The organism is Corynebacterium jamesii (assembly GCF_046097395.1).
In the GTDB taxonomy this organism is placed as follows: domain Bacteria; phylum Actinomycetota; class Actinomycetes; order Mycobacteriales; family Mycobacteriaceae; genus Corynebacterium.
On sequence record NZ_CP175789.1, the window covers coordinates 274193 to 295400 of the forward strand.

The 21208-nt window shown below is 65.0% G+C and carries 22 protein-coding genes; 12 read left to right on the plus strand and 10 right to left on the minus strand.

The window, feature by feature from the left end; all coding sequences use genetic code 11:
- Positions 1-31: 31 nt before the first annotated feature.
- The 5 genes from ACKFRT_RS01270 (at position 32) to ACKFRT_RS01290 (ending at position 4962) form a co-directional block, all read left to right on the plus strand.
- Positions 32-952 (plus strand): ABC transporter ATP-binding protein, encoded by a 921-nt coding sequence (locus ACKFRT_RS01270; RefSeq protein ID WP_408925473.1) that lies wholly within the window; start codon positions 32-34, stop codon positions 950-952.
- Positions 953-979: 27 nt separating this feature from the next.
- A complete protein-coding gene (locus ACKFRT_RS01275) occupies positions 980-1891 on the plus strand; it encodes an NUDIX hydrolase (protein ID WP_296215159.1) in 912 nt (303 codons plus the stop codon).
- Positions 1892-1904: 13 nt separating this feature from the next.
- Positions 1905-3083 (plus strand): THUMP-like domain-containing protein, encoded by a 1179-nt coding sequence (locus ACKFRT_RS01280; RefSeq protein WP_408925474.1) that lies wholly within the window; start codon positions 1905-1907, stop codon positions 3081-3083.
- A gap of 115 nt (positions 3084-3198) precedes the next feature.
- Positions 3199-3987, plus strand: a complete 789-nt coding sequence (locus ACKFRT_RS01285; RefSeq protein WP_296215156.1) for an electron transfer flavoprotein subunit beta/FixA family protein — start codon at positions 3199-3201, stop codon at positions 3985-3987.
- 21 nt (positions 3988-4008) lie between these two features.
- The gene (locus tag ACKFRT_RS01290) at positions 4009-4962 is read left to right on the plus strand and encodes an electron transfer flavoprotein subunit alpha/FixB family protein (protein WP_296215154.1); all 954 of its coding nucleotides are present in this window, start codon (positions 4009-4011) and stop codon (positions 4960-4962) included.
- A gap of 185 nt (positions 4963-5147) precedes the next feature.
- Here ACKFRT_RS01290 and ACKFRT_RS01295 read toward each other — a convergent pair whose 3' ends face one another.
- Positions 5148-6347, minus strand: coding sequence for an ATP-binding protein (locus tag ACKFRT_RS01295; RefSeq protein WP_408925475.1), 1200 nt, complete (start codon positions 6345-6347; stop codon positions 5148-5150).
- A 176-nt stretch (positions 6348-6523) separates the two neighbouring features.
- Here ACKFRT_RS01295 and ACKFRT_RS01300 point away from each other — a divergent pair, with 176 nt between their 5' ends.
- The 3 genes from ACKFRT_RS01300 to ACKFRT_RS01310 are packed head-to-tail and all read left to right on the plus strand — an operon-like array spanning position 6524 to position 10093.
- On the plus strand, positions 6524-7732 hold the full coding sequence (locus ACKFRT_RS01300) for a cysteine desulfurase family protein (protein WP_408925476.1): 1209 nt from the start codon (positions 6524-6526) through the stop codon (positions 7730-7732).
- Between the two features lie 43 nt (positions 7733-7775).
- Positions 7776-8969 carry a tRNA 2-thiouridine(34) synthase MnmA gene (mnmA, locus tag ACKFRT_RS01305; RefSeq protein WP_408925477.1) on the plus strand — a complete coding sequence of 398 codons (1194 nt, stop codon included), beginning with the start codon at positions 7776-7778 and terminating at the stop codon, positions 8967-8969.
- A gap of 8 nt (positions 8970-8977) precedes the next feature.
- Positions 8978-10093, plus strand: coding sequence for a hypothetical protein (locus tag ACKFRT_RS01310; protein ID WP_408925478.1), 1116 nt, complete (start codon positions 8978-8980; stop codon positions 10091-10093).
- Positions 10094-10186: 93 nt separating this feature from the next.
- Here ACKFRT_RS01310 and ACKFRT_RS01315 read toward each other — a convergent pair whose 3' ends face one another.
- The 3 genes from ACKFRT_RS01315 to ACKFRT_RS01325 all read right to left on the minus strand — a co-directional run bounded on the left by ACKFRT_RS01315 (position 10187) and on the right by ACKFRT_RS01325 (position 13922).
- The gene (locus tag ACKFRT_RS01315) at positions 10187-11077 is read right to left on the minus strand and encodes an aldo/keto reductase (RefSeq protein WP_408925479.1); all 891 of its coding nucleotides are present in this window, start codon (positions 11075-11077) and stop codon (positions 10187-10189) included.
- A 63-nt stretch (positions 11078-11140) separates the two neighbouring features.
- Positions 11141-13228, minus strand: coding sequence for an NAD-dependent DNA ligase LigA (gene ligA / locus ACKFRT_RS01320; RefSeq protein WP_408925480.1), 2088 nt, complete (start codon positions 13226-13228; stop codon positions 11141-11143).
- A 25-nt stretch (positions 13229-13253) separates the two neighbouring features.
- Positions 13254-13922 carry a hypothetical protein gene (locus ACKFRT_RS01325; RefSeq protein WP_408925481.1) on the minus strand — a complete coding sequence of 223 codons (669 nt, stop codon included), beginning with the start codon at positions 13920-13922 and terminating at the stop codon, positions 13254-13256.
- 35 nt (positions 13923-13957) lie between these two features.
- Here ACKFRT_RS01325 and ACKFRT_RS01330 point away from each other — a divergent pair, with 35 nt between their 5' ends.
- A complete protein-coding gene (locus ACKFRT_RS01330) occupies positions 13958-14899 on the plus strand; it encodes a recombinase family protein (protein WP_297667322.1) in 942 nt (313 codons plus the stop codon).
- Positions 14815-15612, plus strand: coding sequence for a zinc ribbon domain-containing protein (locus ACKFRT_RS01335; protein WP_408925482.1), 798 nt, complete (start codon positions 14815-14817; stop codon positions 15610-15612). The genes ACKFRT_RS01330 and ACKFRT_RS01335 overlap by 85 nt, the downstream gene beginning before the upstream one ends.
- Here the strand turns inward: ACKFRT_RS01335 and ACKFRT_RS01340 are convergent.
- Positions 15596-15913 carry a hypothetical protein gene (locus ACKFRT_RS01340; RefSeq protein WP_297667321.1) on the minus strand — a complete coding sequence of 106 codons (318 nt, stop codon included), beginning with the start codon at positions 15911-15913 and terminating at the stop codon, positions 15596-15598. The genes ACKFRT_RS01335 and ACKFRT_RS01340 overlap by 17 nt on opposite strands.
- 60 nt (positions 15914-15973) lie before the next feature.
- Between ACKFRT_RS01340 and ACKFRT_RS01345 the strand changes: the two genes are divergently transcribed.
- Entirely contained in the window at positions 15974-16324 is a 351-nt protein-coding gene (locus tag ACKFRT_RS01345; RefSeq protein ID WP_347934060.1) for an Lsr2 family protein, read from the plus strand.
- Between the two features lie 136 nt (positions 16325-16460).
- Here the strand turns inward: ACKFRT_RS01345 and ACKFRT_RS01350 are convergent, their stop codons facing one another.
- A complete protein-coding gene (locus ACKFRT_RS01350) occupies positions 16461-17171 on the minus strand; it encodes a hypothetical protein (protein ID WP_297667318.1) in 711 nt (236 codons plus the stop codon).
- Between ACKFRT_RS01350 and ACKFRT_RS01355 the strand changes: the two genes are divergently transcribed.
- A complete protein-coding gene (locus ACKFRT_RS01355; RefSeq protein WP_408925483.1) occupies positions 17160-18536 on the plus strand; it encodes a DUF6349 family protein in 1377 nt (458 codons plus the stop codon). The genes ACKFRT_RS01350 and ACKFRT_RS01355 overlap by 12 nt on opposite strands.
- A gap of 72 nt (positions 18537-18608) precedes the next feature.
- Here the strand turns inward: ACKFRT_RS01355 and ACKFRT_RS01360 are convergent, their stop codons facing one another.
- From ACKFRT_RS01360 to ACKFRT_RS01375, 4 genes are all read right to left on the minus strand, one after another.
- The gene (locus tag ACKFRT_RS01360; protein WP_408925484.1) at positions 18609-19196 is read right to left on the minus strand and encodes a hypothetical protein; all 588 of its coding nucleotides are present in this window, start codon (positions 19194-19196) and stop codon (positions 18609-18611) included.
- On the minus strand, positions 19193-19696 hold the full coding sequence (locus tag ACKFRT_RS01365) for a single-stranded DNA-binding protein (RefSeq protein ID WP_408925485.1): 504 nt from the start codon (positions 19694-19696) through the stop codon (positions 19193-19195). Before ACKFRT_RS01365 ends, ACKFRT_RS01360 begins: the two co-directional genes overlap by 4 nt.
- Positions 19697-19790: 94 nt before the next feature.
- Positions 19791-20267 carry a hypothetical protein gene (locus ACKFRT_RS01370; RefSeq protein ID WP_347934063.1) on the minus strand — a complete coding sequence of 159 codons (477 nt, stop codon included), beginning with the start codon at positions 20265-20267 and terminating at the stop codon, positions 19791-19793.
- Positions 20264-21205 carry a hypothetical protein gene (locus ACKFRT_RS01375; RefSeq protein ID WP_408925486.1) on the minus strand — a complete coding sequence of 314 codons (942 nt, stop codon included), beginning with the start codon at positions 21203-21205 and terminating at the stop codon, positions 20264-20266. Before ACKFRT_RS01375 ends, ACKFRT_RS01370 begins: the two co-directional genes overlap by 4 nt.
- Between the last annotated feature and the right edge of the window lie 3 nt (positions 21206-21208).

Genomic DNA, 21208 nt, shown 5'->3' on the forward strand with positions numbered 1-21208 from the left:
GGCGGTTATTGTGGCGTTCCACAGTAAGCCTATGTTGTTGGCACACTTCGCGTGGATCTTAAGGCACCATGGGGGAGTGAGCGAGAACGTGACGAACCTGATTTCCACCCCGGCCACCGCGCAGGTTGACGAGGACGACCTGATCGTCAACATGCGCGGGGTGTCCGTCGTGCGCGATGGGCGGGCGATCCTGGCGCCGATGGATTGGCAGGTAGAGCTGGACGAACGCTGGATCATCGTCGGGCCGAACGGTGCGGGCAAGACTACCTTGATGCGCCTGGCTTCGGCACAGATGTTCCCCACGACTGGCACTGTAAAGCTGGTCGGCGAGCAGGTCGGCAAGGTGGCTCTGCGCGAGCTGCGTACCGCCATCGGCATGAGCTCCTCTGCCTTGGCGCAGCGTGTGCCGGGGGAGGAGAAGGTCGCGGATATCGTAATCTCCGCCGGCTACGACGTGCTGGGACGGTGGCGCGAGGATTACGACGAGATGGACTACGAGCGCGCCATCGAGATCCTGGAGAGCGTCGGCGCCTACCACCTGGCCGAACAACACTGGAGGACCTTGAGTGAGGGCGAGCGCAAGCGAGTGTTGATTGCGCGTGCCCTGATGAACGACCCCGAGCTGTTGCTGCTGGACGAGCCGGGCGCGGGCCTGGACCTGGGTAGCCGAGAGGATCTAGTGGCGCTGCTATCCGACCTGGCCGTCGATGCGGACTCCCCGGCGATCGTAATGATCACCCACCACGTAGAGGAAATCCCGCCGGGGTTCACCCACGCCCTGTTGCTGGACGAGGGCGAGGTCGTAGCCCAGGGCATCCTGGAAGACGTGATGACCAGCGAGAACCTGACCCGTACTTTCCACCAGCCGATCGAGGTTACCCAGGAGGACGGTCGCTGGTTCGCCCGCCGTAGCCGTAAGCGCCGGGGCAGCCACCGTTCTCTTCGAGGCTGATAGAGGAAGATCGGTAGACTCAACCACATGTTGGAAAACCGTTTGGGCCCAGTGCAGCCACGCCACGCGTCAACGGTGATTCTGTTGCGCGATACGTTGTCGGGAATCGAGGTGTACGTCCAGGAGCGTGCCTCGACCATGAAGTTCTGCGCGGAGATGACGGTTTTCCCAGGGGGCGGCGTGGATTCCCGCGACATGCCGGGGGATGTAGATGGCGATGGTCACGAGTCCCCGGCAATCAACTGGCAGGGCGCGGAGGTCAAATGGTGGGCCAAGCGCCTGCAGAAGCCGGAATCCATGGCCCGCGCCCTGGTCTGCGCTGCGGTACGAGAGACCTTCGAGGAAAGCGGCACGTTGCTGGCCACCCACCGCGATGGCTCCCCGGTGGTGGACACGACCCCTTACCAGGAGCAGCGCAAAATGCTGGAGAACCACCAGCTGAGCTTTTCTGATTTCATGAGCAACAACAACCTGGTCCTGCGCTCCGACTTGCTGCGCCCCTGGGCCAACTGGGTCACCCCGGTGGAGCAGCCGATTCGCTACGACACGGCCTTCTTCGTCGCCGCCATGCCGGAAGGCCAGCAGACCAGCGCCGATACCCGCGAGGCGACCTCCACGGGCTGGTTTCGTCCTTCCACGTTGTTGGACGGGTGGCGCTCCCGCAAGATCTCCCTGATGCCGCCGACGTGGGCCCAGCTGAAGTTGCTGGATACCTTCCGCACGGTGGAAGAAGTTCTGGATTTTTCGTCTAATCTCTCCGTCGACCCGGTGCTCGCGGAACCCGTCGACGAGCCCTACATGGCTGAGTACTACCTGATGGAGCAGCAGATGTATGGCACACCCGCTCGCCATTTCGCGCCGGGCATGAAGTTCGCCGTCGACCCTGCGGAGCTGCCCGCCAACCCCTTCGCCAGCCGCCCCGATTCCTACGAGCAGTAGGGCGCGCGCACGCATGGCCTATTCCTCTGCCGAGCTGAGCTTTTTGCTCGCCGATTGCGCCGCTGGCTCGTCTCTTATTAACGACGCCACCACGTACCAACTAACGAAGAAGTCCCTGGTAAAGGACCTTTCCCACCTGCGCAAGACTCACGGCGAGCATGCCCGCGCCCTTGTGGAGTTGGTGCAGTCCCGCCGCGCGGGCAAGCTGCCTGACAGTTGGCTGATGGATAGCGAATCCACTCAGCAGGCCACCCCGCCCGTGGTTGCAGCGTGGCGCGCAGACGTGCTGAAGGCCGCCGGGGTGGACGCGGCCGTGGACGTTACCTGCAGCATCGGCACCGAACTAGCAGCCCTAGCTGCCGCAGGGCTGCGGGTACTGGGCGGAGACCTAGATCACCAGCGCCTGCGCATGGCTCGCTTCAATGTGCCGGAAGTTTCGGTCGTGCGGATGGATGCGCTGCGACCCGCGTTCGCCGGTGACCTGAAATCCGGCGCATTGAAATCCGGCGTGGTGGTGGCGGACCCAGCACGTCGGAACTCCTCGGGGCGCATCGCGAAGCTGGAGGATCTACAGCCGCCACTGCCGGATCTACTTGACCGTTACAACAACCTTGTAGTGAAGTGTGCGCCGGGAATCGACTACTCCGAGTTCGACGGTCACGTAGAAGTCGTTTCGGTGGATGGGGGAGTGAAGGAGACGTGCCTGTATTCGCCCGGCATCGTAGGCCGGGGACGTAGAGCGGTGGTGATGGGGGCGTCCTCAGTTAAAGAAACAGTGACTAGCGATGAACCCGAGACGGACCGCGTGGGTGCGGTGGGGCGCTACATTGTGGATCCCGATGGGGCCATCGTGCGCGCCGGCCTGGTGCGCCAGTACGCGGCGCGGCATGGGCTGTGGCAGCTCGATCCGCACATTGCGTACCTGACCGGCGACGAGCTGCCGACGGGCGTGCGCGGGTTCGAAGTCGTTGAGGAAGTGCCCTTGAAGAAGGCGCGGTCGGCGCTGGTGGGGTTGGGTGCAAAGTCCGTGGAGATCCTCGTGCGGGGCGTGAACGTGGATCCGGACGAGCTGCGGAAGAAGTGGAAGCTGAAGAATAGCAGTGGCGAAGCCTACTCCGTGGTGGTCACGCGCATCGGTGAGGGTGGAGCAGCGAAGGGTATGGCTTTCATCTGTCGGCCGACGATTTCCTAGCCCGCTGCAGCTCACGGGGGTAGTTCTAAAACAATATAGGAAATTTGTGGCGATGATCACCTAGTGATAGGTAGTATGGTGCCACATCACATTACCCAAGCAGGAAGGTCAACGAATGTCGAACATCGTTGTTCTGGTTAAGCAGGTGCCGGACACCTACTCCGAGCGCAAGCTCACAGACGATGACTTCACCCTCGACCGCGACAGCGCAGACGCTGTCCTGGACGAAATCAACGAAAACGCTGTCGAGGCTGCACTGCAGCTGAAGGAAGCTGACAGCTCCCGCAACGTCATCGTCCTGTCTGTCGGTCCGCAGCGCGCAACCGAGGCGCTGCGTAAGGCACTGTCCCTGGGCTGCGACGAGGCCAAGCTGGTCATCGACGACAACCTGGCTGGCTCCGACGCACTGGGCACGGCGTGGACCCTGTCCAACGCTCTGAACCAGATCGAGGATATCGAGCTGATCATCACCGGTAACGCTTCCACCGATGGTGGCGCTGGCTCCGTTCCGGGCCTGTTGGCTGAGTACCGCCAGATCCCGGCTCTGACTCACATGGAAGAGCTGACCGTCGAGGGCGGCAAGGTCACCGGCAAGCGTGTCACCGAAGAGGGCGTGTTCGGCCTGGAGGCTCCGACCCCGGCCATCGTGTCTGTGACTGAGAAGTCCAATACCCCGCGCTTTGCTGCCTTCAAGGGCATCATGGCTGCCAAGAAGAAGACCATCGAAGAGCTGTCTCTGGAAGAGATCGGCGTGGACGCTGCAAACGTTGGCCTGGCAAACGCCACCACCTCTGTTTCCGCTTCCACCCCGAAGCCGCCGAAGTCGGCCGGTGAGATCATTAACGACGAGGGCGAGGGCGGCAAGAAGCTGGTCGAGTTCCTGGTCAAGGAAAAGCTGGTTTAAGGGAAGTAGGGAATTAAGGACATGACCAACGTACTAGTACTGGTTGAGCACGGTGAGGGTCAGCTGAAGAACTCCACCGTCGAGCTGATCACCGCTGCACGCGTGTTCGGCACCGTCGGCGCCGTCGTTGTTGGCGCTCCTGGCACCACCGAGAAGCTGCAGGGCGCACTGGCCGAGGCTGGCGCAGAGACCATCTACGCCGCTGAGTCCGATCAGGCAGAGTCCCTGCTGATCACCCCGGAGGTAGACGCAGTATCCGGTCTGGCAGCCCAGCTGCAGGTCCCGGTTGTTATCTCCGCTACCGCAACGGGCAACGAGATCGCCGGCCGCGTCGGCGCCCGCGTTGCTTCCGGTGTTCTGTACAACACCAACAACATCACCGCTGAGAAGACCGCTGAAATTAGCATCTTCGGTGGCGCTTACACCGTTACCGCATCCGCCGCTGGCGCATCCCCGGTATTCACCCTGGCTCCGGGCTCCCTGGATCCGGAGCCGCAGGCTGCGGCCGGCAACGTCCAGCAGGTTGAGCTGCCGGGCGCTGGCCCGACCGCTGTCACCATCACCTCCTTCGCTCCGGCGGAGCAGGGCGACCGTCCGGACCTGACCGAGGCCAACATCGTGGTCTCCGGTGGTCGTGGTGTGGGTGGCCCGGAGGGCTTCGCCGACGTTGTCGAGCCGCTGGCCGACGTCATGGGCGCTGCTGTTGGTGCTTCCCGTGCAGCTGTGGATGCCGATTACTACCCGGGCAAGTTCCAGGTTGGTCAGACCGGTGTTACGGTCTCCCCGAACCTGTACGTCGCACTGGGTATCTCCGGCGCCATCCAGCACAAGGCTGGTATGCAGACCTCCAAGACCATCGTCGCTGTGAACAAGGACGAAGAGGCTTCCATCTTCGAGATCGCAGACTTCGGTGTTGTGGGCGACCTGTTCAACGTTGCCCCGCAGGCTACCGAGGAGCTGAAGAACCGCAAGTAGTTCTTCGCCCTAGGCTTTAACAGCCGCCCTGTCGCCACTACTGGCGCGGGCGGCAGCCATTAACCGGCGCCCTTTCGCTCAGCTTTCACGCTGGCGGGAGGGCGCTGGTTTTTTCCTGCGCCCGTTCTTGCGCACCCCAATAGGCTGCGTTGTGAATGGCGGTGTGTGCAGTTAGGTGTGTGCAGTTATACGTCCTGCTGACGGATGAAGTCCTCCATATACGGCAACGTGAAGCGCACCCGGCCGAAGCCCGCCGCCTCGATCAGATCGCGAGTGATAAGGCGGCTACGCCAAGTGGACAGGCCTTTTGGCTCCACGCCCAGGCGAGCGGCGATGTCGCCAGTCCTGACAGCTGCCGTTTCCGGTGTTGCTGCGCTCACCGATTCTGCTTCGCGCGTCCGCTCGTCGGACATAATCGCTGCCATCGCACGGAGAAAATTCATTTCCCCCTCCGGCAGGCGGCTGAGAGCGGGCCGGTGCACGTGGCTAGTCATGCGGTCGATAGCCCGCTGGGAGGCAGTTTCCACGTGTGCGGCCTCGATGGTGCCCAAACCGTCGATCCCGGCTGCCGCCCAGGACAGCGCGCCAACCACTTGGATGAGGTAAGGGTAGCCGCGGCACATGGCGGTGGCGCGGCATAGGGCGTCATCAGTAAAAGGGCGACCAGAGTCCGCAGCGGTGATGGCGAGAGTCTTGGAAACCTCCTCGGTCGGCACAGCGTGGAGATCCACGCGGAAGGCGCGGCGCAAGAACGTGGTGCCCTCGTGCTGCAGCAGGGTGTCCACGCCGTGGGGGAGTCCCGCGCAGACGAAGGCGATATCGCGCTCGTCACGCATGAGGTCCTGGACTGCCGTGGCTAGGCGGTGGAGCTGGTCGAGGTCGGCGGACTGCAACTCGTCGAGGGTGATGAGGATGCCAGCGCCCGTGATGGCGCCGGAGAGCTCGCGTAGACGGGTGATGAGTGTGGGCACACTGCGGAGCTCCTCGGCTCGCGAGTGAACCTCCGTGCGAAAGCTGCCTACGCCGGTGAGGGAGGCGCCGGAGAGTTTGCGCTCTGGGGGTTGCTCGATGTTGGCGATAGCGGTGGGGATGGTTGTCTCGACCAACTCGGAGATCATGTCGCTGTTGGGGTAGGCGCGCAAGATGATCCAGCCTTGTGTGCGGGCTTTGTCCTCGATCTCGTTGAGTAGCACTGTCTTGCCCACGCCACGCAGACCGCTGGCCAGGATTGTGCGATGCGGGGAGCCGGGCCCTTCGGCTAGGCTGAGTTCGAAATCCTGTAGCAGCTCCGCCCTGCCTGCCAAGTAATATGGCGATGTGCCGAAACTGGGGCGGAAGGGGTTGCGCTGGCTGGGTGTGGGCGTCTGATGTGGGTGCTCGGACATGCCTCATAGCATAGCGCCACCCTGGTGGATTATGTTAGATCTGTTAGATCTTGGTGGTCTTGTTAGAAGTGTTAGATCTCGGTTTAATTGTTAGATCTTTGAAGTGAAAGAAAAACCAGGATCTAGCTCCCATGACCCTGAAGCATCCGAATTCGAGAAACAAGTAGGGTAGGGGCGTGAACGAGACAAACCACGCAGCGAGCGCGCAAGGGCGCCTGTATGTGGACAACGCGGCATCCCAGGCCCTGCGCCCCGAAGCGCAGGAGGCGATGGAGCGAGCCGCAAGTCTGCTGAACCCTGCAGGCCAGTACAAGACCGGCCGCGAAGCCCGCCGCAGCCTTGAGGAAGCCCGCGAACAGATCGCAGAACTCCTCGGCGCGGATGCAGCAGAAGTAATCTTCACCGGCTCCGGCACGGAGGCGGATAATATCGCCATTCAAGGGCTCGCGTTTGGCTCGAAGGCTCATCGGGGTGCGCACGTTATCGCCAGCTCCGACATCGAGCACCCCGCCGTGGTCGAGTCCGTCGACTGGCTTACCACGGGGCCGCTCGATCTGGGCTTTGACCGTGCCGTTCTTCCTGTGGACGCCACCGGTCGCGTCCGCGCCGAAGAGTGGATAGCCGGTCTAGAAGGCGGCGCGGACACACCTAGCGACCTGGCGCTGTTGACTTGCATGTGGGCCAACAATGAAACCGGCGCGATCCAGCCGGTGCAACAACTGGCGGAGTTCGCCCGGAAGCACAACGTTCCCTTCCACACCGACGCAGTGCAGGCAATCGGCCACCTGCCAGTCGACTTTCATGCCCTCGGTGCCACCACACTGGCCGCAAGCGCCCACAAGTTCGGCGGCCCGAAGAACACCGGTTTGCTGCTTGCCCGCCGAGATGCGGACATCCTGAGCCCCGTGCGTGGAGGCGGACAGGAGCGAAAGCTCCGTTCCGGCACTGTGAACGTCCAGGGTGCGGTGGGATGTGCGGCCGCGCTGGCGTCATCAATAAAGGAACTAGACCAAACAACCGCCAGAATGCGCATCGCGCGCGAGACGCTCCGGGCGGCGGCGCAGGAGATCGACGGAGTACGGATCTGGACACCTGAGGACGGCGCGCTGCCCGGGCACCTGCACATGAGCTTCCCTGGCGCCGAGGGCGACTCGCTGATCATGCTTTTGGACGCCGCCGGGGTGGACGCCTCGACGGGCTCGGCATGCAGCGCCGGGGTGAACCGCGCCAGCCACGTGCTCACTGCCATGGGAGTTCCCGTAGATGTGGCCCGAGGCGCGCTGCGACTCACCATCGGTGCGGACATCGCCGATGAGCAAGTCGAATACCTGGCAGGAATCTTGCCGCGCGTGGTCGAACAGGCGCGTGCCGCCGGAATGGCCTAACCGGAATGGCCTAATCCACCGGAACGCGAGTAGGGTGCCACTCATGCGAGTAGTAGCAGCAATGAGTGGCGGTGTAGATTCCGCCGTGGCAGCGTCCCGAGCGCTCGAAGCCGGGCACGAAGTGATCGGTGTGCACCTGGCGCTTTCCCAATCTCCGGAGGCCGTGCGGGCAGGTTCGCGCGGATGCTGCTCCCTGGAAGATTCCGCGGATGCGCGTCGCGTAGCAGACAAACTGGGGATTCCGTTCTACGTGTGGGACTTCTCCGACCGCTTCAAGGCAGACGTAATCGACGACTTCGTGGATTCCTACGCTATTGGCGAAACCCCGAACCCGTGCCTGCGCTGTAACGAGAAGATCAAGTTTGAGGCACTGCTGGATCGCTCCATCGCACTGGGCTTCGATGCCGTGGTAACCGGCCACTATGCCCGCTTGCACGATGGCGTGATGCGCCGCGGAGTGGATCCCAACAAAGACCAGTCCTACGTCCTAGGCGTGCTGACCGACGAGCAATTAGCGCATTGCATGTTCCCGGTTGGAGACACAATTAAGCCGGAGATCCGCGAGGAGGCGAAAAGCCATGGCTTCGGCGTGGCCTCCAAGCCAGATTCCCACGACATCTGCTTCATCCCCGACGGGCAAACGCAGGCCTTCTTGGGCAAAAAGATCGGCCTGCGGCCGGGGCTAATGAAGGATCAGGACGGTTCCACCGTCGCCGAACACGAGGGCGTATACGGATTCACCATCGGCCAGCGCAAGGGGCTGGGGCTGCCACGCGAAGGTCTGGATGGAAAGCCGCGCTATGTAACGGATATTGACGCCGCCACGGGCACCGTAACCGTCGGTCAGCGTGACGACCTACGCATCGGCGGGATCACGGCAGATCGTCTGAAGCGCCTGGACCCTTCCGTACACGGTCGCGAGTTTGAGTGCGAGGTGCAGGTTCGTGCGCATGGAGGGGTAGTGCCCGCCACCGCACGACTGGTCGACGACCCGGAGGGGATCACGCCGGCAGGGCGCGTCAAGAAAGACGGCGAGAGCCCATGGCGCCTGGAGCTAGAACTGCATGAGCCACTGCAGGGCGTGGCGCGCGGGCAGGCGGCAGTGGTCTACCAGCCGGATGCAGATGGTGACATCCTATTGGGCAGCGGCACCATTCGTGCCACCACGCCGTGGAGCAGCGCAGGTGCGGCGGATACAGCTCCTGTTGAGTCTGCAGCGCCTGCAGCAGAGGCGTAGCGCGAACTATGGCAGATGACGCAACGCAACCCGAGCCCATGGGGCGCCTGGGTTGGTGGGAAAACACCGTCACGGACCACGCGGATCTGCGCGCCGCCGCCCAATCCGCACTCACCCGCACGTGCGACGTGGATGAGGATACGGGCGTGCCGCCCACCCTGTCGCTTCCGCGGTGCGGACGGGCAGGGGATCTCACGGCGCTGTCTGCCAGCTTTGCTCAGCTGCCGATTCGCGCGAACCCGCGCGGCTGGGAGCTGACTGCCCACCCTAGCCTCGAGTCTCGCCGCATGGACGGCTGGGTGCGGGAGGCCTCGGACATTGCCGAGGAGTTGCTTGCGGGGAAAACCGAGCGGCTGATGCTGCACGTCACTGGTCCGTGGACGTTTGGCGCGGACGTGGAGTTCCGCGGCCATCCAGTGCTGCGCGACCGTCCGGCGTTTAAAGACTGCGCGTTGCACCTGGGCTTTGGTGCGGAACAGATCACCCGCACACTGTCGGCGGCACTTGGCTGTGAGGTTGTTATTGCACTGCATGAGCCGCGCGCCCGCGAGGTCATGGGCGGCCTGCCCGGCGCCACCCGCTTCGACGCTATCCCCGCCGTCGACCGCGAATTCATCTACGGCGTGTGGCAGCGCTTTCAGCAGCAGGTTGGGTGCCCCGTGGTGCTGGACACGGGTTCGTTTATTGAAGACGCCCTCTCGCATGCGCCCGGCTTTCACCGCATCGTGGTGCCGGCGGACCAGCTGCAGACAACCAGCGGCAAAGACCTGGTTGGCGGGATGATCGGACGCGGCCAGGGGATCGGCTGGGCGGTGCCCCAGGCAGCGCCGTTAGCCGGCGGGGCGGGTGCCGACGCTCGAGGGCATGCTGCTGCGCATCCGGGGCCAGCTGGCGTGGAGAGTGCCGGCGACTCGGCCGGAGATCCCAGCGGGGCCGACGTGGAGGCCGTCGCGGGCGACATCGCCCGCGGCGTTCTGCGCCAGTGGGAGCAGTGGACCCTGCCCGCCGACGAGTTGCCGGAGTTGGTGGACATTGTGGTGCCCGAGGGTAAGCGCACCGCGGCTCAGGCCTCCGTGGCGGCGGCCCGCGCCCGCCACGCGGCGGCGCTACTGTGGCGCAATTGATAGTGCAACGGGTGCTGCTCTAGCACGGACCCGGCGCGCCTGAGCGCGGACTGCACCGCTGAGCGCGCCTGAGCGCGGTGCACGCTAGCAGCGCTAGAACTCCTCGTAAACCGCCGGATCCTGGTTCTTCCGGCGCCCATCAGGACGTCCCAGCGCGGTAATGGCCTCGATCTCCTCATCACTAAGGGAGATGTCCAAGGAGTCAAGGTTTTCGCGCTGCCGGTCCTCCGAGGCAGCCTTCGGGATTGCCAACACCCCGCGGCCGCGGTGCCAGGCCAAAACGACCTGCCCGGGGGTTGCGGAGTGGGCGTCCGCAATCTCGGCAATGACCGGCTCCTCCAGCACCGCGCCGCGCAACAGCGGCGACCAGGCCTGCGTCACAATGCCCAACTCGCGGTGTGCCGCGACGGCCTCGGCTTGTGGGAAGTGCGGGTGCAGCTCGATCTGGTTGACCACCGGATACTCGCCGGTGGCAGCGTGGACGGCCTCCAGGTGCTCGGGTAGGAAGTTACACACGCCCACGTGCCGGATGAGCCCGCGTTCGCGCAGCTCCAGCAGTGTTTCGAAGGCTTCCACATAGTGGCCTTGTTTGGGGTTCGGCCAGTGGATCAGGTGTAAGTCGATGCGATCCAGGCCTAGGCGGAAGAGGGATTCCTCGACGGCGGCGACAGCGTCGTCGTGGCGCTGGTAGCGGCCGGGCAGCTTGGAAGTAACGATCACCTCGTCGCGGGGAATCGCGTAGGCGGGGTCCGCGGCCCCAGGCGCGCCTGCGGTTCCGGGCGCTGGGTTTCCGACCGTGGTGGCACCCGTCGCAGCGCGGATGCCCGTGCCCACCGCGCCTTCGTTTTCGTAGTTGTAGGCCGTGTCGATCAACCGGTAGCCCGCGCGGATGCCCGCTGCCACGGAGTTCGCGCCCGCCTGGCCCTGCATCTTGTACGTACCCAGCCCGATTTCTGGAAGGGATAGTGCTGTGGTTTCAGTCATTCGTTCCTGCCTTTCGCATCTGTTCGGTCTGTGTTGTTCGTGGTCTGCACAAGAACTCTGTATCTAGCCGTCCACACTATCGGCGCTAGTGCTTGCATCATCGCCGGAACTTGGGGTGCCGCTTTCCAGTAGTTCTTTAAAGCCTGCCTCGTCCAGCACCGGCACGCCCAGGTCCTCTGCCTTCTTCAGCTTGGAGCCAGCCTTTTCGCCCGCCACCAGAAAATCCGTCTTCTTCGACACGCTGCCCGCCGCCTTGCCACCGCGAGCCTCAATGGCCTCCTTCGCCGCAGTCCTGTCGAAATCCTCCAGCGAGCCGGTGACCACGATCGTCAGACCCTCCAGCAGCGCAGTATCCATGCCGTCCGCCGCACCGGACACGTCCCCGGCCTCCTGGTGCATACGCACACCGGCGGCTGCCCAGCGGTCCACAATACGGCGGTGCCAATCCACCGCGAACCACGCGGAGATCGACTCCGCGATAGTCTCTCCGACCCCGTCGATGCCGGCCATGTCCTCCACCGAGGCGGAGGAAATTTCCTCCACAGACGCGAACTGCTTGGCCAGCGCCTTCGCCGCGGTCGGGCCAACGTGCCGGATCGACAGCGCGACCAGCACCCGCCATAGATCCGCCTCCTTCGCGGCCTGAAGCTTCTCCAACAAAGTCTCGCCGGACTTATTCAACTTCCCGGCTTTCGTTGCATAGGAAATGGTCTTTTCCAGATCCTCCGGGCTCAAGTCGAACAGCTCCGACTCATCCGCCAGCACGCCGGAGTGGATCAGATCGTAGGCGCCCTTTTCCCCCAAAGCGTCGATATCAAACGCCTTGCGGGACGCCAGATACGTCAGCCGCGTATGCAACTGGCCAGGGCAGTATTGAGTGTTAGGGCAGCGCCAGTCGGCGTCACCAACCTTCGAGGGAGCCAACCGCGTGCCGCACTCGGGGCAGAACGTTGAGAACAGGAAAGGTCGCTCTGTACCCGTGCGCTTGTCCTCGACTGGGCCCAGCACCTCCGGGATGACTTCGCCGGCCTTGCGGATGGTGATGGTATCGCCGAGCATCACGCCCTTGCGGTGGGCCTCCGTCGGGTTGTGCAGCGTGGCCATCGAGACCGTAGAACCCGCGACGTACTTCGGCGCCATCACAGCATACGGGGTGGCGCGACCCGTGCGGCCAATGCCAACGCGGATGTTATGCAAAGTGGTCATGGCCTCTTCTGGCGGGTATTTGTAGGCGATCGCCCACCGCGGGGCACGACTGGTGTGGCCCAGTTCCAACTGCTCGTCCAGGGAATCGACCTTAACGACCAGCCCGTCCATCTCGTGCGCCGCGTCGTGGCGGTGCTTGCCCCAGTACTCGACCTGCTGCTGGACCTCCTTAGCGGAGTGGACCTGCTTGGTATAAGGGCTCACCGGCAGCCCCCACGCAGCGATCGCGCGGTATGCATCGTGCTGGGAGGCTGGGGAGAAGCCCTCGCGCGCGCCGATACCGTGGCAAATCAACTTCAGCGGGCGCTTCGCCGTATCCGCGGAGTTCTTCTGCCGCATCGCGCCAGCCGCGGCGTTACGAGGGTTGGCGAACATCTTCAGCCCCTCGGCCTGGCGCTGGGCGTTCATGGCGGCGAAGTCCTCGACGTCGATGAACACTTCGCCGCGGATTTCCACCAGAGCCGGGACGGGGAATTCGTCCGTGCCGTGGAGTGTATCCGGGATGTCGTCGAGGGTGCGCGCGTTGTGGGTGATGTCCTCGCCCGTCGTGCCGTCGCCTCGGGTCAACGCGAGTTCCAGCTGGCCGTCGATGTAAAGGAGGTTTATTGACGCCCCGTCGATCTTCAACTCCGTCAGATATGTCTTCGCGGGGGTGCGGTCCAGCCAGCCGGCGAGTTGCTCGGTATCAAAGACGTTGTCCAGGCTGAGCATCTGCTCGCGGTGGTCGACGTTGCGAAACGGGCTGCTGGTGGGCGGGGCCGGGGCGACTTCCGTGGTAGGGGATGGGCCGTTGACAACTTCGGGGTGGGCTTGCTCCAGGTCTTTGAGCTCCTGCAGCAGGGCGTCGAAGTCCGCGTCCGAGATCTCCGGTTCGCCGTAGTAGTAGAGCTGCCGGTGGTGGCGCACCTGGTCAGCGAGTTCTTGCCAGCGGGATTGAGTACTCACCCCCGCTAGTCTACTTGCGGCGGATCTACTTGCGGCGGACGGCGGTGAAGTAGACCGCCACTGCTGCGATCAGAATGAGGACTAGGACTCCCAGGCCGATGTACAGGATCGTGTTGCTCTGGGAAGTATTGTCGATGTCCTTTGCTTGGGCGTCGGGCTCGTCGTCGCTAGAGTTGCTGCCCTTCGCGTCGCCGTTGCCGTCGTCGCTGGTTCCTGGCGGCTCGGGGGTGGGTGCCGGTCCGGGCTCAAGGGGCTGACGCCACTCCGGTCCATCGACCTTGTTGCCTTCCACCGCAGTGGACAGGCGGAACTCGACGTCCTTATCCTGCATGCCATTTTCATGACCTCCATCAAGGGTAACCATGACGTACCACTGACCGGCATCCGCGGCTTCGCCCTGTGACATGGATCCTTCACGGTTGCGGTAGAAAACGTACGGCGTTCCCACAGCACGTGCGGTGACAGGTACGTCTTCGTCTAGGGATTCCGAAAGCGAATAAGACGTATGGGTGCGTCGTGGGGAGGCGATGAATATCTGGCCGGAGCGGTAGGAATCTGTCTGCTTCTTGTCGAACTCAACTTCCGCGATGGGGCGTTGGCCCCAGTCGACGTTCATGCGGTAGAACTTCGTCTCACCTGGTACCAGGGTGTCGGATACCGTGCCCGGGGTGATTTCGGTTGCATCGTCGTGCAATGGAAAGTGCACCTCCTTCTCCAAGGAGGTCACTCATGGCAACGAACACGAGCGAGACGAGGCACCGCCCCGGGCCGAACGCACGGCCTGGCCGCAGTCGCCGATCTGTCGTGTACCCGGCGTTCACACGGACCGGTCCCGACGAGCCACTGCCGGGGACCAAGCCGATCTACCTGTACTTGCGGCTGTCGAAGTACCACAAGGACAAGGCAGACGCGATCGAGCGACAGCGGCTTGACCTGACCCGGAAGCTGGCCGCTGAGGGCGGCTGGACGGTCATGGGCGAGTACATCGACAACGATTCGGCCAGCAAGTCCGCAGCGCGTACCCGGAAGGGGTGGCGCCAGCTCAACCACGACATCAGGGCGGAGAGGGTTCCGGCGCTGGCGTTCTGGAAGCTGGATCGCACCAACCGGATCGCGGCGAAGACCATCGAATGGATCGCGCAGTGCCAGCAGGCCGGCGTCTACCTGGTTTCGCACCAGGACAGCGTCGACGAGCTGAACACCGCAACGGCGGGGGCGAAGCTGGTGACCGGAATCAAGGCCCTGCTGGCTGAGGTCGAGACCGACGCGATGAGCGAGCGACAGCTGGCATCAAAGAGGCATCTGGCCGAGGCCGGGTTCATCCACGGTGGCACACTGCCGTTCGGGTGGCAGGCTGGTCCGCGTGTGGTCGATGAGTTCGGTCGCTCCGGGGTGCGTTTGGAGCCGCATCCGGTGGAGCATCCGGCGTTGAAGGACGCTGTGGACATGGTCTTGGCCGGGAAGAGCCTCGCCCAGATCGGTCGGCACTGGCAGGAGCACTACGGGATCACGACCGCGAAGGGCGCCCCGTGTATGAGGCGAGCATTCGTCGGTTCCTGGTCTCTCCGCGGATGGTTGGCTATCGGATGCGGAAGGTTCCCGAGCACCAGCGTGGGGTGGCGATCGAGCTACTGGATTACATCGCCCGCGACTCCGCCGGGGAACCGGTGATCGCTCACGAGCCCGTGTGCGATCGCGCGACCTGGTTGCGGGTGCGACGCCTTCTGGAACAGGCGAGGACATCGAAGACCAGGCGGCCGTGGGGCCCACATGAGTGGCTGCTGACCGGGCTGCTGTACTGCCAGTGCGGGGCCTCCCTGTACGGGAAGCAGAAGTACTGGACGAAAGCCTCGGGAGAGAAGGTGAAGGCGTTTGAGTACACCTGTCAGGCGAACCTCAGGCACGGTCCCGGCAATTGCTCGAAGGGTTGTTCGGTCAACGCGGAACGTGCGGAGGCCTACGTGCTGGGGTGGTTCTTCTCGCAGATCACCGACGATGCCCTGGAACGAGCGCGAGCACGTCGACGGGCCGCACGTTCGGATGCGGGGATCAATGAGGTGCTTGCTCAACTCGATGAGGCCAAGGCCGAGCGAGACACGCTCGTCGCCAAGCAGGGCACCGGCGAGTACCGGGCTGCGATGGTGACGGTGCTGCTGACACTGATCGAGGACGCGCAAACGCGCGTGGAGACTCTACAGCGGCGGCTGGACGCGATGGAGCTCGACGAGGTCCCGTTCGAGGATGGGCCGACGCTGATCGCGACGTGGAAGGGCCGGGACATCAAGGAGAAGCGGGCGTATCTGCGGCGGCTGATCCAGAGCATCGACGTACTCCCGATCAAGGGAACCGCTGAGGATCGGTTGCAGATCAATCCTGTTCAGTGAGGGTGTCCGCGACGTGAACGGCACCAAGCATCGTCGCGATGTCGTCGATGACCTCTGCTGAGGCGGGTTGGGTGGTCCGTTGGAGAACACCGGCGGACCACCCCGCTGTGAAAGCCCTGTAGGCCGCGGGGGCAACGACTCCCTCGAGTGCGGACGCCGGCGGGTAATCCGGGTCGGCAGGCATCGGCTGATCACCACAGCGGCCCTCCTCACCCGGGGCTACGGTGTGGTGGCCGTCCTCGACGACCGGAGAGTCCGAACTCGTCGCCGAAGTCGTGCAGTCGTTGGTGGAGCGTGTCATACCAAGCAGGTGCTACTGCCGTACCCGGTTATGAGCGGAAGAACGCATAGACTCGCCATCATGGGCAAGAAGATCATTGAACAGATAGTGGACGACCTAGACGGCACGGTGCTCGCATCGGGCGAGGGCGAGACGGTGGCGTTCCAGTTCGATGGTCGAGCCTACGAGATCGACCTCACCACTGCTCACGCCGCAGAACTGCGTGACGCATTGACCCCGTATATCGACGCGGCCCGCCCAGCAGGCCGCAGTGGAATGCCTCGGCGACGTGCCCGGCGGGTGGCCTCTGCGCAGCGCTCCGGGTACCCGTTGGCAGCGATACGGGAGTGGGCGCGGAAGAACGGCCACGACGTCCCTTCCCGCGGCCGAGTACCCAACGCCGTGATCGACGCGTACAACGCCGCACACTGACCCCCAGCCAGCTCAACTGGCCATGACCGCCTGGCAGCACCGACACAGTTGCCCGTTCGGAGTCTGCCTGGCGTGTGGCCGGTTCAGTCGTGCTCGGGTGGTGGGTCGATGACGAACTCGGAGATCAGGTCCTCGATCATCCGTGCGCCGGTCTCGGGGTCAAGGTCGCCTTCGGCGACGCGCTGGCGGATCTCGGACCGGGCGCGCCAGGCCTCGGCGGTCGCGAATCCGCACACACGCGTTCCCGGTGGGATCGCGACGGCCCCGTAGTCCGGCGCGTCGATGGGGGCCAGTCCTGCGGGAGCCGGTCCACGCCCTCAGGGAGCGGCACCGGGGCGGGCAATGGTGGGTACTTCAGCGCCTGGGTGAGGACGTCGCGGGCCTCGGCATCAGTGAGCACATCATGGTCGACGGCGTCGCGGACGCGCGCGAGGAGACGGCGGGTGTCGTCCATGCCTGCCAGCAGCCACAGCGCCCGGCCCCGGCTGCCGCCGACCTCGAATCCTGCGGCCAGGCTGTCGAGGATGTGACCGATGGCCTCACCGTTGCTGGCGGCGTGACGTGAGGCGAAGGTGAGTACCCAGGCGTGGTACTGCTGGTCGGTGATGGCGCCGCAGTGGTGCTCGATGAGCCGCTGCACGGACTCTCGGTCCGGGAACGGCCCGCCCATGTAGCTCATCGCGAGCGTCTGCGTGATCACCCGGGCATCGTCCTCGGGTAGCCGGTCCAGGAGGTCACGAAGATAGCGGTCTGCGTACTCGCCGATCGTGCGCGGCAGACGATCGGTGTCCTCCGGCGCTGAGGACTCTCGCGCGCGGCTGTGAGCATCACCTTCGTGATCAATCATCGCGGTAGGTCAGGCCCCGATCCGGGTGGGTTCCGCTGCGGGCTCGTGCTCGTCGCCGGTAGCGGTGCGGGCTTCGCGGCGGTTCTGCAGGTGTTCGCTGACGCGGGCTGCGGCCAGGCGGACGAGGCTGATGGAGCCGATCCAGACGAACTTGAATCCGGACCAGATGCCGATGAGCACAACGAGGTGGAGCCAGCCCGGGCCGCCGTTGTCGATGGTAACCGTGCACCAGTAGGCGAGCGCGAAGTACGGGATCGCCAGGAGCATCGCGGGCAGGCCCCATTTGAGGCCGCGGCGGGTGCGGATGGCGTTGAGGACGAGGTTGCTGGGCAGCCATGGGCTGATGACCACGGTGTAGCGGGTGGTGATGAACACGCCGACGGCGATAGCAGCGAACCAGATGAGGGCGAGCATGACGCGATCCTTCCTACGTGGACGGCGACGTCACGTATAGAAGGACTCACCCGAGTGGCTCCTCGGGGTCGTCAACTACCAGTCGGGCTGGTAGCGCAGGCAATTTTCACTGCCGCCGTGTCCCCGATTTTACCTCGCCCGCTGGCCGAACGGAAGGGCGCTGCCCGTCGCCCGCTCGGCGGTGGGGGTGCACCTGCCCGGTGGGAGGTGACCGGGAGCATGTTTTCATCCGATGGGCAGTTGGCGTTCGACTTCGACGAGCTCGCCCGCGAAGAGGCCCGTCAGCAGGTCGATCAGTGGCAGGGTGCGCCGCTGCGCTTCACCACGGACTACTACCCGCCGAGCCAGTTGGTCGAGGCGTTCGAGCACTGGTGCTTCCTCCACGGCCACTTCGGCTCCTATGCCAGCAGTCACATGTGGCATCGCGGGATCGCCCACGATCAGCGCACCGAGCTGGGTGAACACGCCGGAGAGATGTTCACCGCGGAACTGCGACCCGATCACGGGGAGGAAGGCCCCGGCGCTCTCCTGTATCAGATGATTTGCGAGCCGTGCGGCTGGCACTCTATCGCCGGTGATGAGAACGCCGCGGTCGAGGCGTGGCATGATCACACGCTGCCGGGCTGGCGAGATCTTCCCGTGGTGCCCGGCACGGTGCTCGCGCGCACCGAGACCGGTCTGAGCAGGGTCGGGCGCGCCTGGATCACCGAGCGCTACCCCTCGCACATGCAGACACCCGGTGCCCCGATCATCACCGAGCGGGCACCCCATGGGCACCGCCACGTGCCGGGACGCTCACCGTGGGGCGGGTACGACCTGTCCTCCACTGCCCTCGATGCCCCGCCCGCTCCGCGCGCTGAGGCCAAGCGGCTCGAGCGTGCGCTGTCGTCCTTCGAGCACGGCGTCCGTCCTTCGCGGGAGCCGGTGCGGGGCCGTTCCCTGACCGACTGACACCCGCGCTCGATACGCGGGCGGGACCAGCACCAGTATGGTGCCGGCCCCACCCGGGATTGTGGGTGTGGGTCAGGTGATCTCGCCGGTGTCCGGGTCGATGCGATGGTAGGCCGCTTCCTCGGCGTGGCAGCGTCGTTCGACGTCGTCGAAGACGAAGGCGACGAAGTCCTGGTCCCGATCGGTGATAGGGGTCTCCTCGATGGGCGGGGCGGGCTCTTCGCCGGGCCAGGTCGTCTGCCGGGTTGGCCGGTCGCGGTCGAGCCGGGTCCCGGAGGCGGCGACCCAGTCGCGTAGCCGCATTCGGGCATCGGCGAAATCCCTGTGCCAGCCGATCGGGGCGCTGCCGTTTTGCTCCGGTTCGTAGGCGCACAGCCAGTGCGTGTGCAGGGCCGAAAGTTCCCACACGAGTTCCGGGTGGCGATGCCACATGGGCGGGATCACCGAGGCTGGGAGCCCGTAGGTGTGGCGAAGCCAGTCGACCCACGCGTTGAGCTCGAGCCAAGCGAACTCGGCTTCGTCCGCCCGCAAGAGGTTCCAGTTGACCGGAGCAGGTGGCTCCTCGGCCATCTGCTCGGGGCGAGGCTGGCCGAACTCCTCGCCGTCGAAGGGGCCCATGGACTCGGTCTCGTCGTGAGAGTCGTCGTGTTCGGTGTTCATCGTCCGATCACCGCGCTCGGTGGTGCCTGCGCCGGGCGCGGAGGTGGCTCGAACGCCTGCCCCCGGTTCTCGACCGTGCCGGCCTGCCGCTGCGGGGCGGTCTGTGCCTGGGAGTGCTGCGGTGGGGTCCGGGTCAGGCCCTGACCGGGGCCGGAGGCGTTCGGCCAGGTATGGCGGATGACATCGGCGACGAACTCCTCTTCCCGCAGCTTCCCGTCGGGGCCGGGCTCCGGGGTGTGCTTGTACCCGGAGGCGAGGAACGGGTCGCGCTTGGCGAAGTTCTGGTAGGCGTACTCGGCTTCCTGACCGAAGATGACCAGGTTGTGGAACGACGGCGGCAGCCGGGTGCGGCTCCCGTCCTCCTCGGGTCGGGAATGCAGCTGCTTGAACCGGGCGTAGAAGCGGGCGACGCCGGTCTTGCCGTAGGTGAGCTTGGGGTCCGTGGCGATGTAGCCGCGCACCGAGGTGCCGGTCTGCATCTGCGCCTGTGCGTCCATCATGTCCTCCTGATCCGTACGACCCCGGCGGATCCCACCGCTGGGGTGACGGCAGGAAGGTGCACAACCCGCCCCTCGGCACCGAGAGGCGAGACAGTCAGAGGCGGGGTGACGGCGGGTCGGGTCTGTGATCGCGAGGGCCGGTGGGCTCGGCGAGCGAGGTGGGGGCACGGTGCGCATCAGCGCGTACGCCCAGGGCGGGCCGGAGTTCGCGCACTGTCTCGACGGTGAGTCCGGTCTCGGCCCCGGCGTGCGTGACGTCATCGCGCATGGTCGCCAGCTGGGTCTCGACCTTCTCGAGGTCCGTCTCGGCCTGGGTGAGCGCGGCGGCGTGACGGAACGGTTCGCCGGTGCGCTGCTCGGCTTCGGCGGCCGCCTCCCGTGCCTCACCGAGGTCACGCTGGGCGTGCTCCAGGAGGGTGGGGATGCCCGCGGCCCGGTTCTCGATGCGCTGAATGAGGCCGATGCCTGCGTCGATGAACTCCGACCGGCTCATCAGGAACGCGGTGCGCGGCACCCCGGCCAGCGAGATTTCGACATGCGTTTCATCACCGAGTGTCGGCCGGGTGGTCACGGTGATGTCGAACCCCGAGACCGTGCCGAGGACGCCGAGATCGCGCGAGGCGTACCGGGAGGCCCATCGCAGGTCCGAGGACTGTGCCCACTCGGCCACCGCGGCCGCGGCGTCGGCGCGCGAGTCGTAGCTCCGATCACCGATGCGCATGCGGAACCGGTCACCGGAGGTGTCGGTGACCTGCGGCAGTGCCGCCTGCAGGCTCGCGATGTCGCTTTCGGCATGCCGGATGTCCTCGCGGGCCGGGTGTGGGCGAGCATCGCTTGGGAGCGTTCGTGGGCACGTTCGAGGCGCCGCAGCCGGGTGACCTCGGTCTGGATCGTGGCATGGTCCAACAGCAGCGGGTTCCCGCTGGAGATGGCTTTGGCCTCGGCCGCGGACAGGGCGGAGGAGTCGATCTCCTCGATCTCGCGGGCATCAAGGCTGCCGCGCATGATCTGGGCGATGAACGTCGCTTTGCGCTCCACGCCCTGCCACATGTAGGAGTCGAAGGAATGCTCGGTGACCAGCCGGACGATCGCGACCTGCTCGTTCTGGTTGCCCTGGCGCAGGATGCGGCCTTCGCGCTGGGCGATGTCGGCTGGCCGCCACGGACAGTCCAAGTGGTACAGGGCGACCGCGCGGCGCTGCACGTTGGTGCCCACGCCCATCTTCCCGGTGGAGCCGATGAGCACGGCGATGTGCCCGGCGCGGGCGGCAGCGAAAAGCTTGGCTTTCTCCACGTCGGTCTTGGCTTCGTGCATGAACCGGATCGCATCTGCGGGCATGCCCCGCAGGGTCAGCTGGGCGGCGAGCTCGTCGTAGGCGTTCCACCGGTCCGACGGTGTGCCGATATCGGAGAACACCAGTTGCAGACCACCGCGCACCGGGGAGGGCTCTCCTGTGGTCGGGTCGAGATATTCGCGGTCGCGGGTGTTCTGCCAGGTGTCGTAGATCATCTC

Coding starts and splice junctions, on each gene's coding strand:
- mnmA (WP_408925477.1), top strand. CDS start 7,776: ATGCGAGTAGTAGCAGCAATGAGTGGCGGTGTAGATTCCGCCGTGGCA.
- ACKFRT_RS01340 (WP_297667321.1), bottom strand. CDS start 15,913: ATGACACGCTCCACCAACGACTGCACGACTTCGGCGACGAGTTCGGAC.
- ACKFRT_RS01345 (WP_347934060.1), top strand. CDS start 15,974: ATGGGCAAGAAGATCATTGAACAGATAGTGGACGACCTAGACGGCACG.
- ACKFRT_RS01365 (WP_408925485.1), bottom strand. CDS start 19,696: ATGATGGACGCACAGGCGCAGATGCAGACCGGCACCTCGGTGCGCGGC.
- ACKFRT_RS01330 (WP_297667322.1), top strand. CDS start 13,958: ATGGCAACGAACACGAGCGAGACGAGGCACCGCCCCGGGCCGAACGCA.
- ACKFRT_RS01350 (WP_297667318.1), bottom strand. CDS start 17,171: ATGATTGATCACGAAGGTGATGCTCACAGCCGCGCGCGAGAGTCCTCA.
- ACKFRT_RS01295 (WP_408925475.1), bottom strand. CDS start 6,347: ATGTCCGAGCACCCACATCAGACGCCCACACCCAGCCAGCGCAACCCC.
- ACKFRT_RS01275 (WP_296215159.1), top strand. CDS start 980: ATGTTGGAAAACCGTTTGGGCCCAGTGCAGCCACGCCACGCGTCAACG.
- ACKFRT_RS01375 (WP_408925486.1), bottom strand. CDS start 21,205: ATGATCTACGACACCTGGCAGAACACCCGCGACCGCGAATATCTCGAC.
- ACKFRT_RS01285 (WP_296215156.1), top strand. CDS start 3,199: ATGTCGAACATCGTTGTTCTGGTTAAGCAGGTGCCGGACACCTACTCC.
- ACKFRT_RS01270 (WP_408925473.1), top strand. CDS start 32: ATGTTGTTGGCACACTTCGCGTGGATCTTAAGGCACCATGGGGGAGTG.
- ACKFRT_RS01335 (WP_408925482.1), top strand. CDS start 14,815: ATGCGGAAGGTTCCCGAGCACCAGCGTGGGGTGGCGATCGAGCTACTG.
- ACKFRT_RS01280 (WP_408925474.1), top strand. CDS start 1,905: ATGGCCTATTCCTCTGCCGAGCTGAGCTTTTTGCTCGCCGATTGCGCC.
- ACKFRT_RS01290 (WP_296215154.1), top strand. CDS start 4,009: ATGACCAACGTACTAGTACTGGTTGAGCACGGTGAGGGTCAGCTGAAG.
- ACKFRT_RS01360 (WP_408925484.1), bottom strand. CDS start 19,196: ATGAACACCGAACACGACGACTCTCACGACGAGACCGAGTCCATGGGC.
- ACKFRT_RS01315 (WP_408925479.1), bottom strand. CDS start 11,077: ATGACTGAAACCACAGCACTATCCCTTCCAGAAATCGGGCTGGGTACG.
- ACKFRT_RS01310 (WP_408925478.1), top strand. CDS start 8,978: ATGGCAGATGACGCAACGCAACCCGAGCCCATGGGGCGCCTGGGTTGG.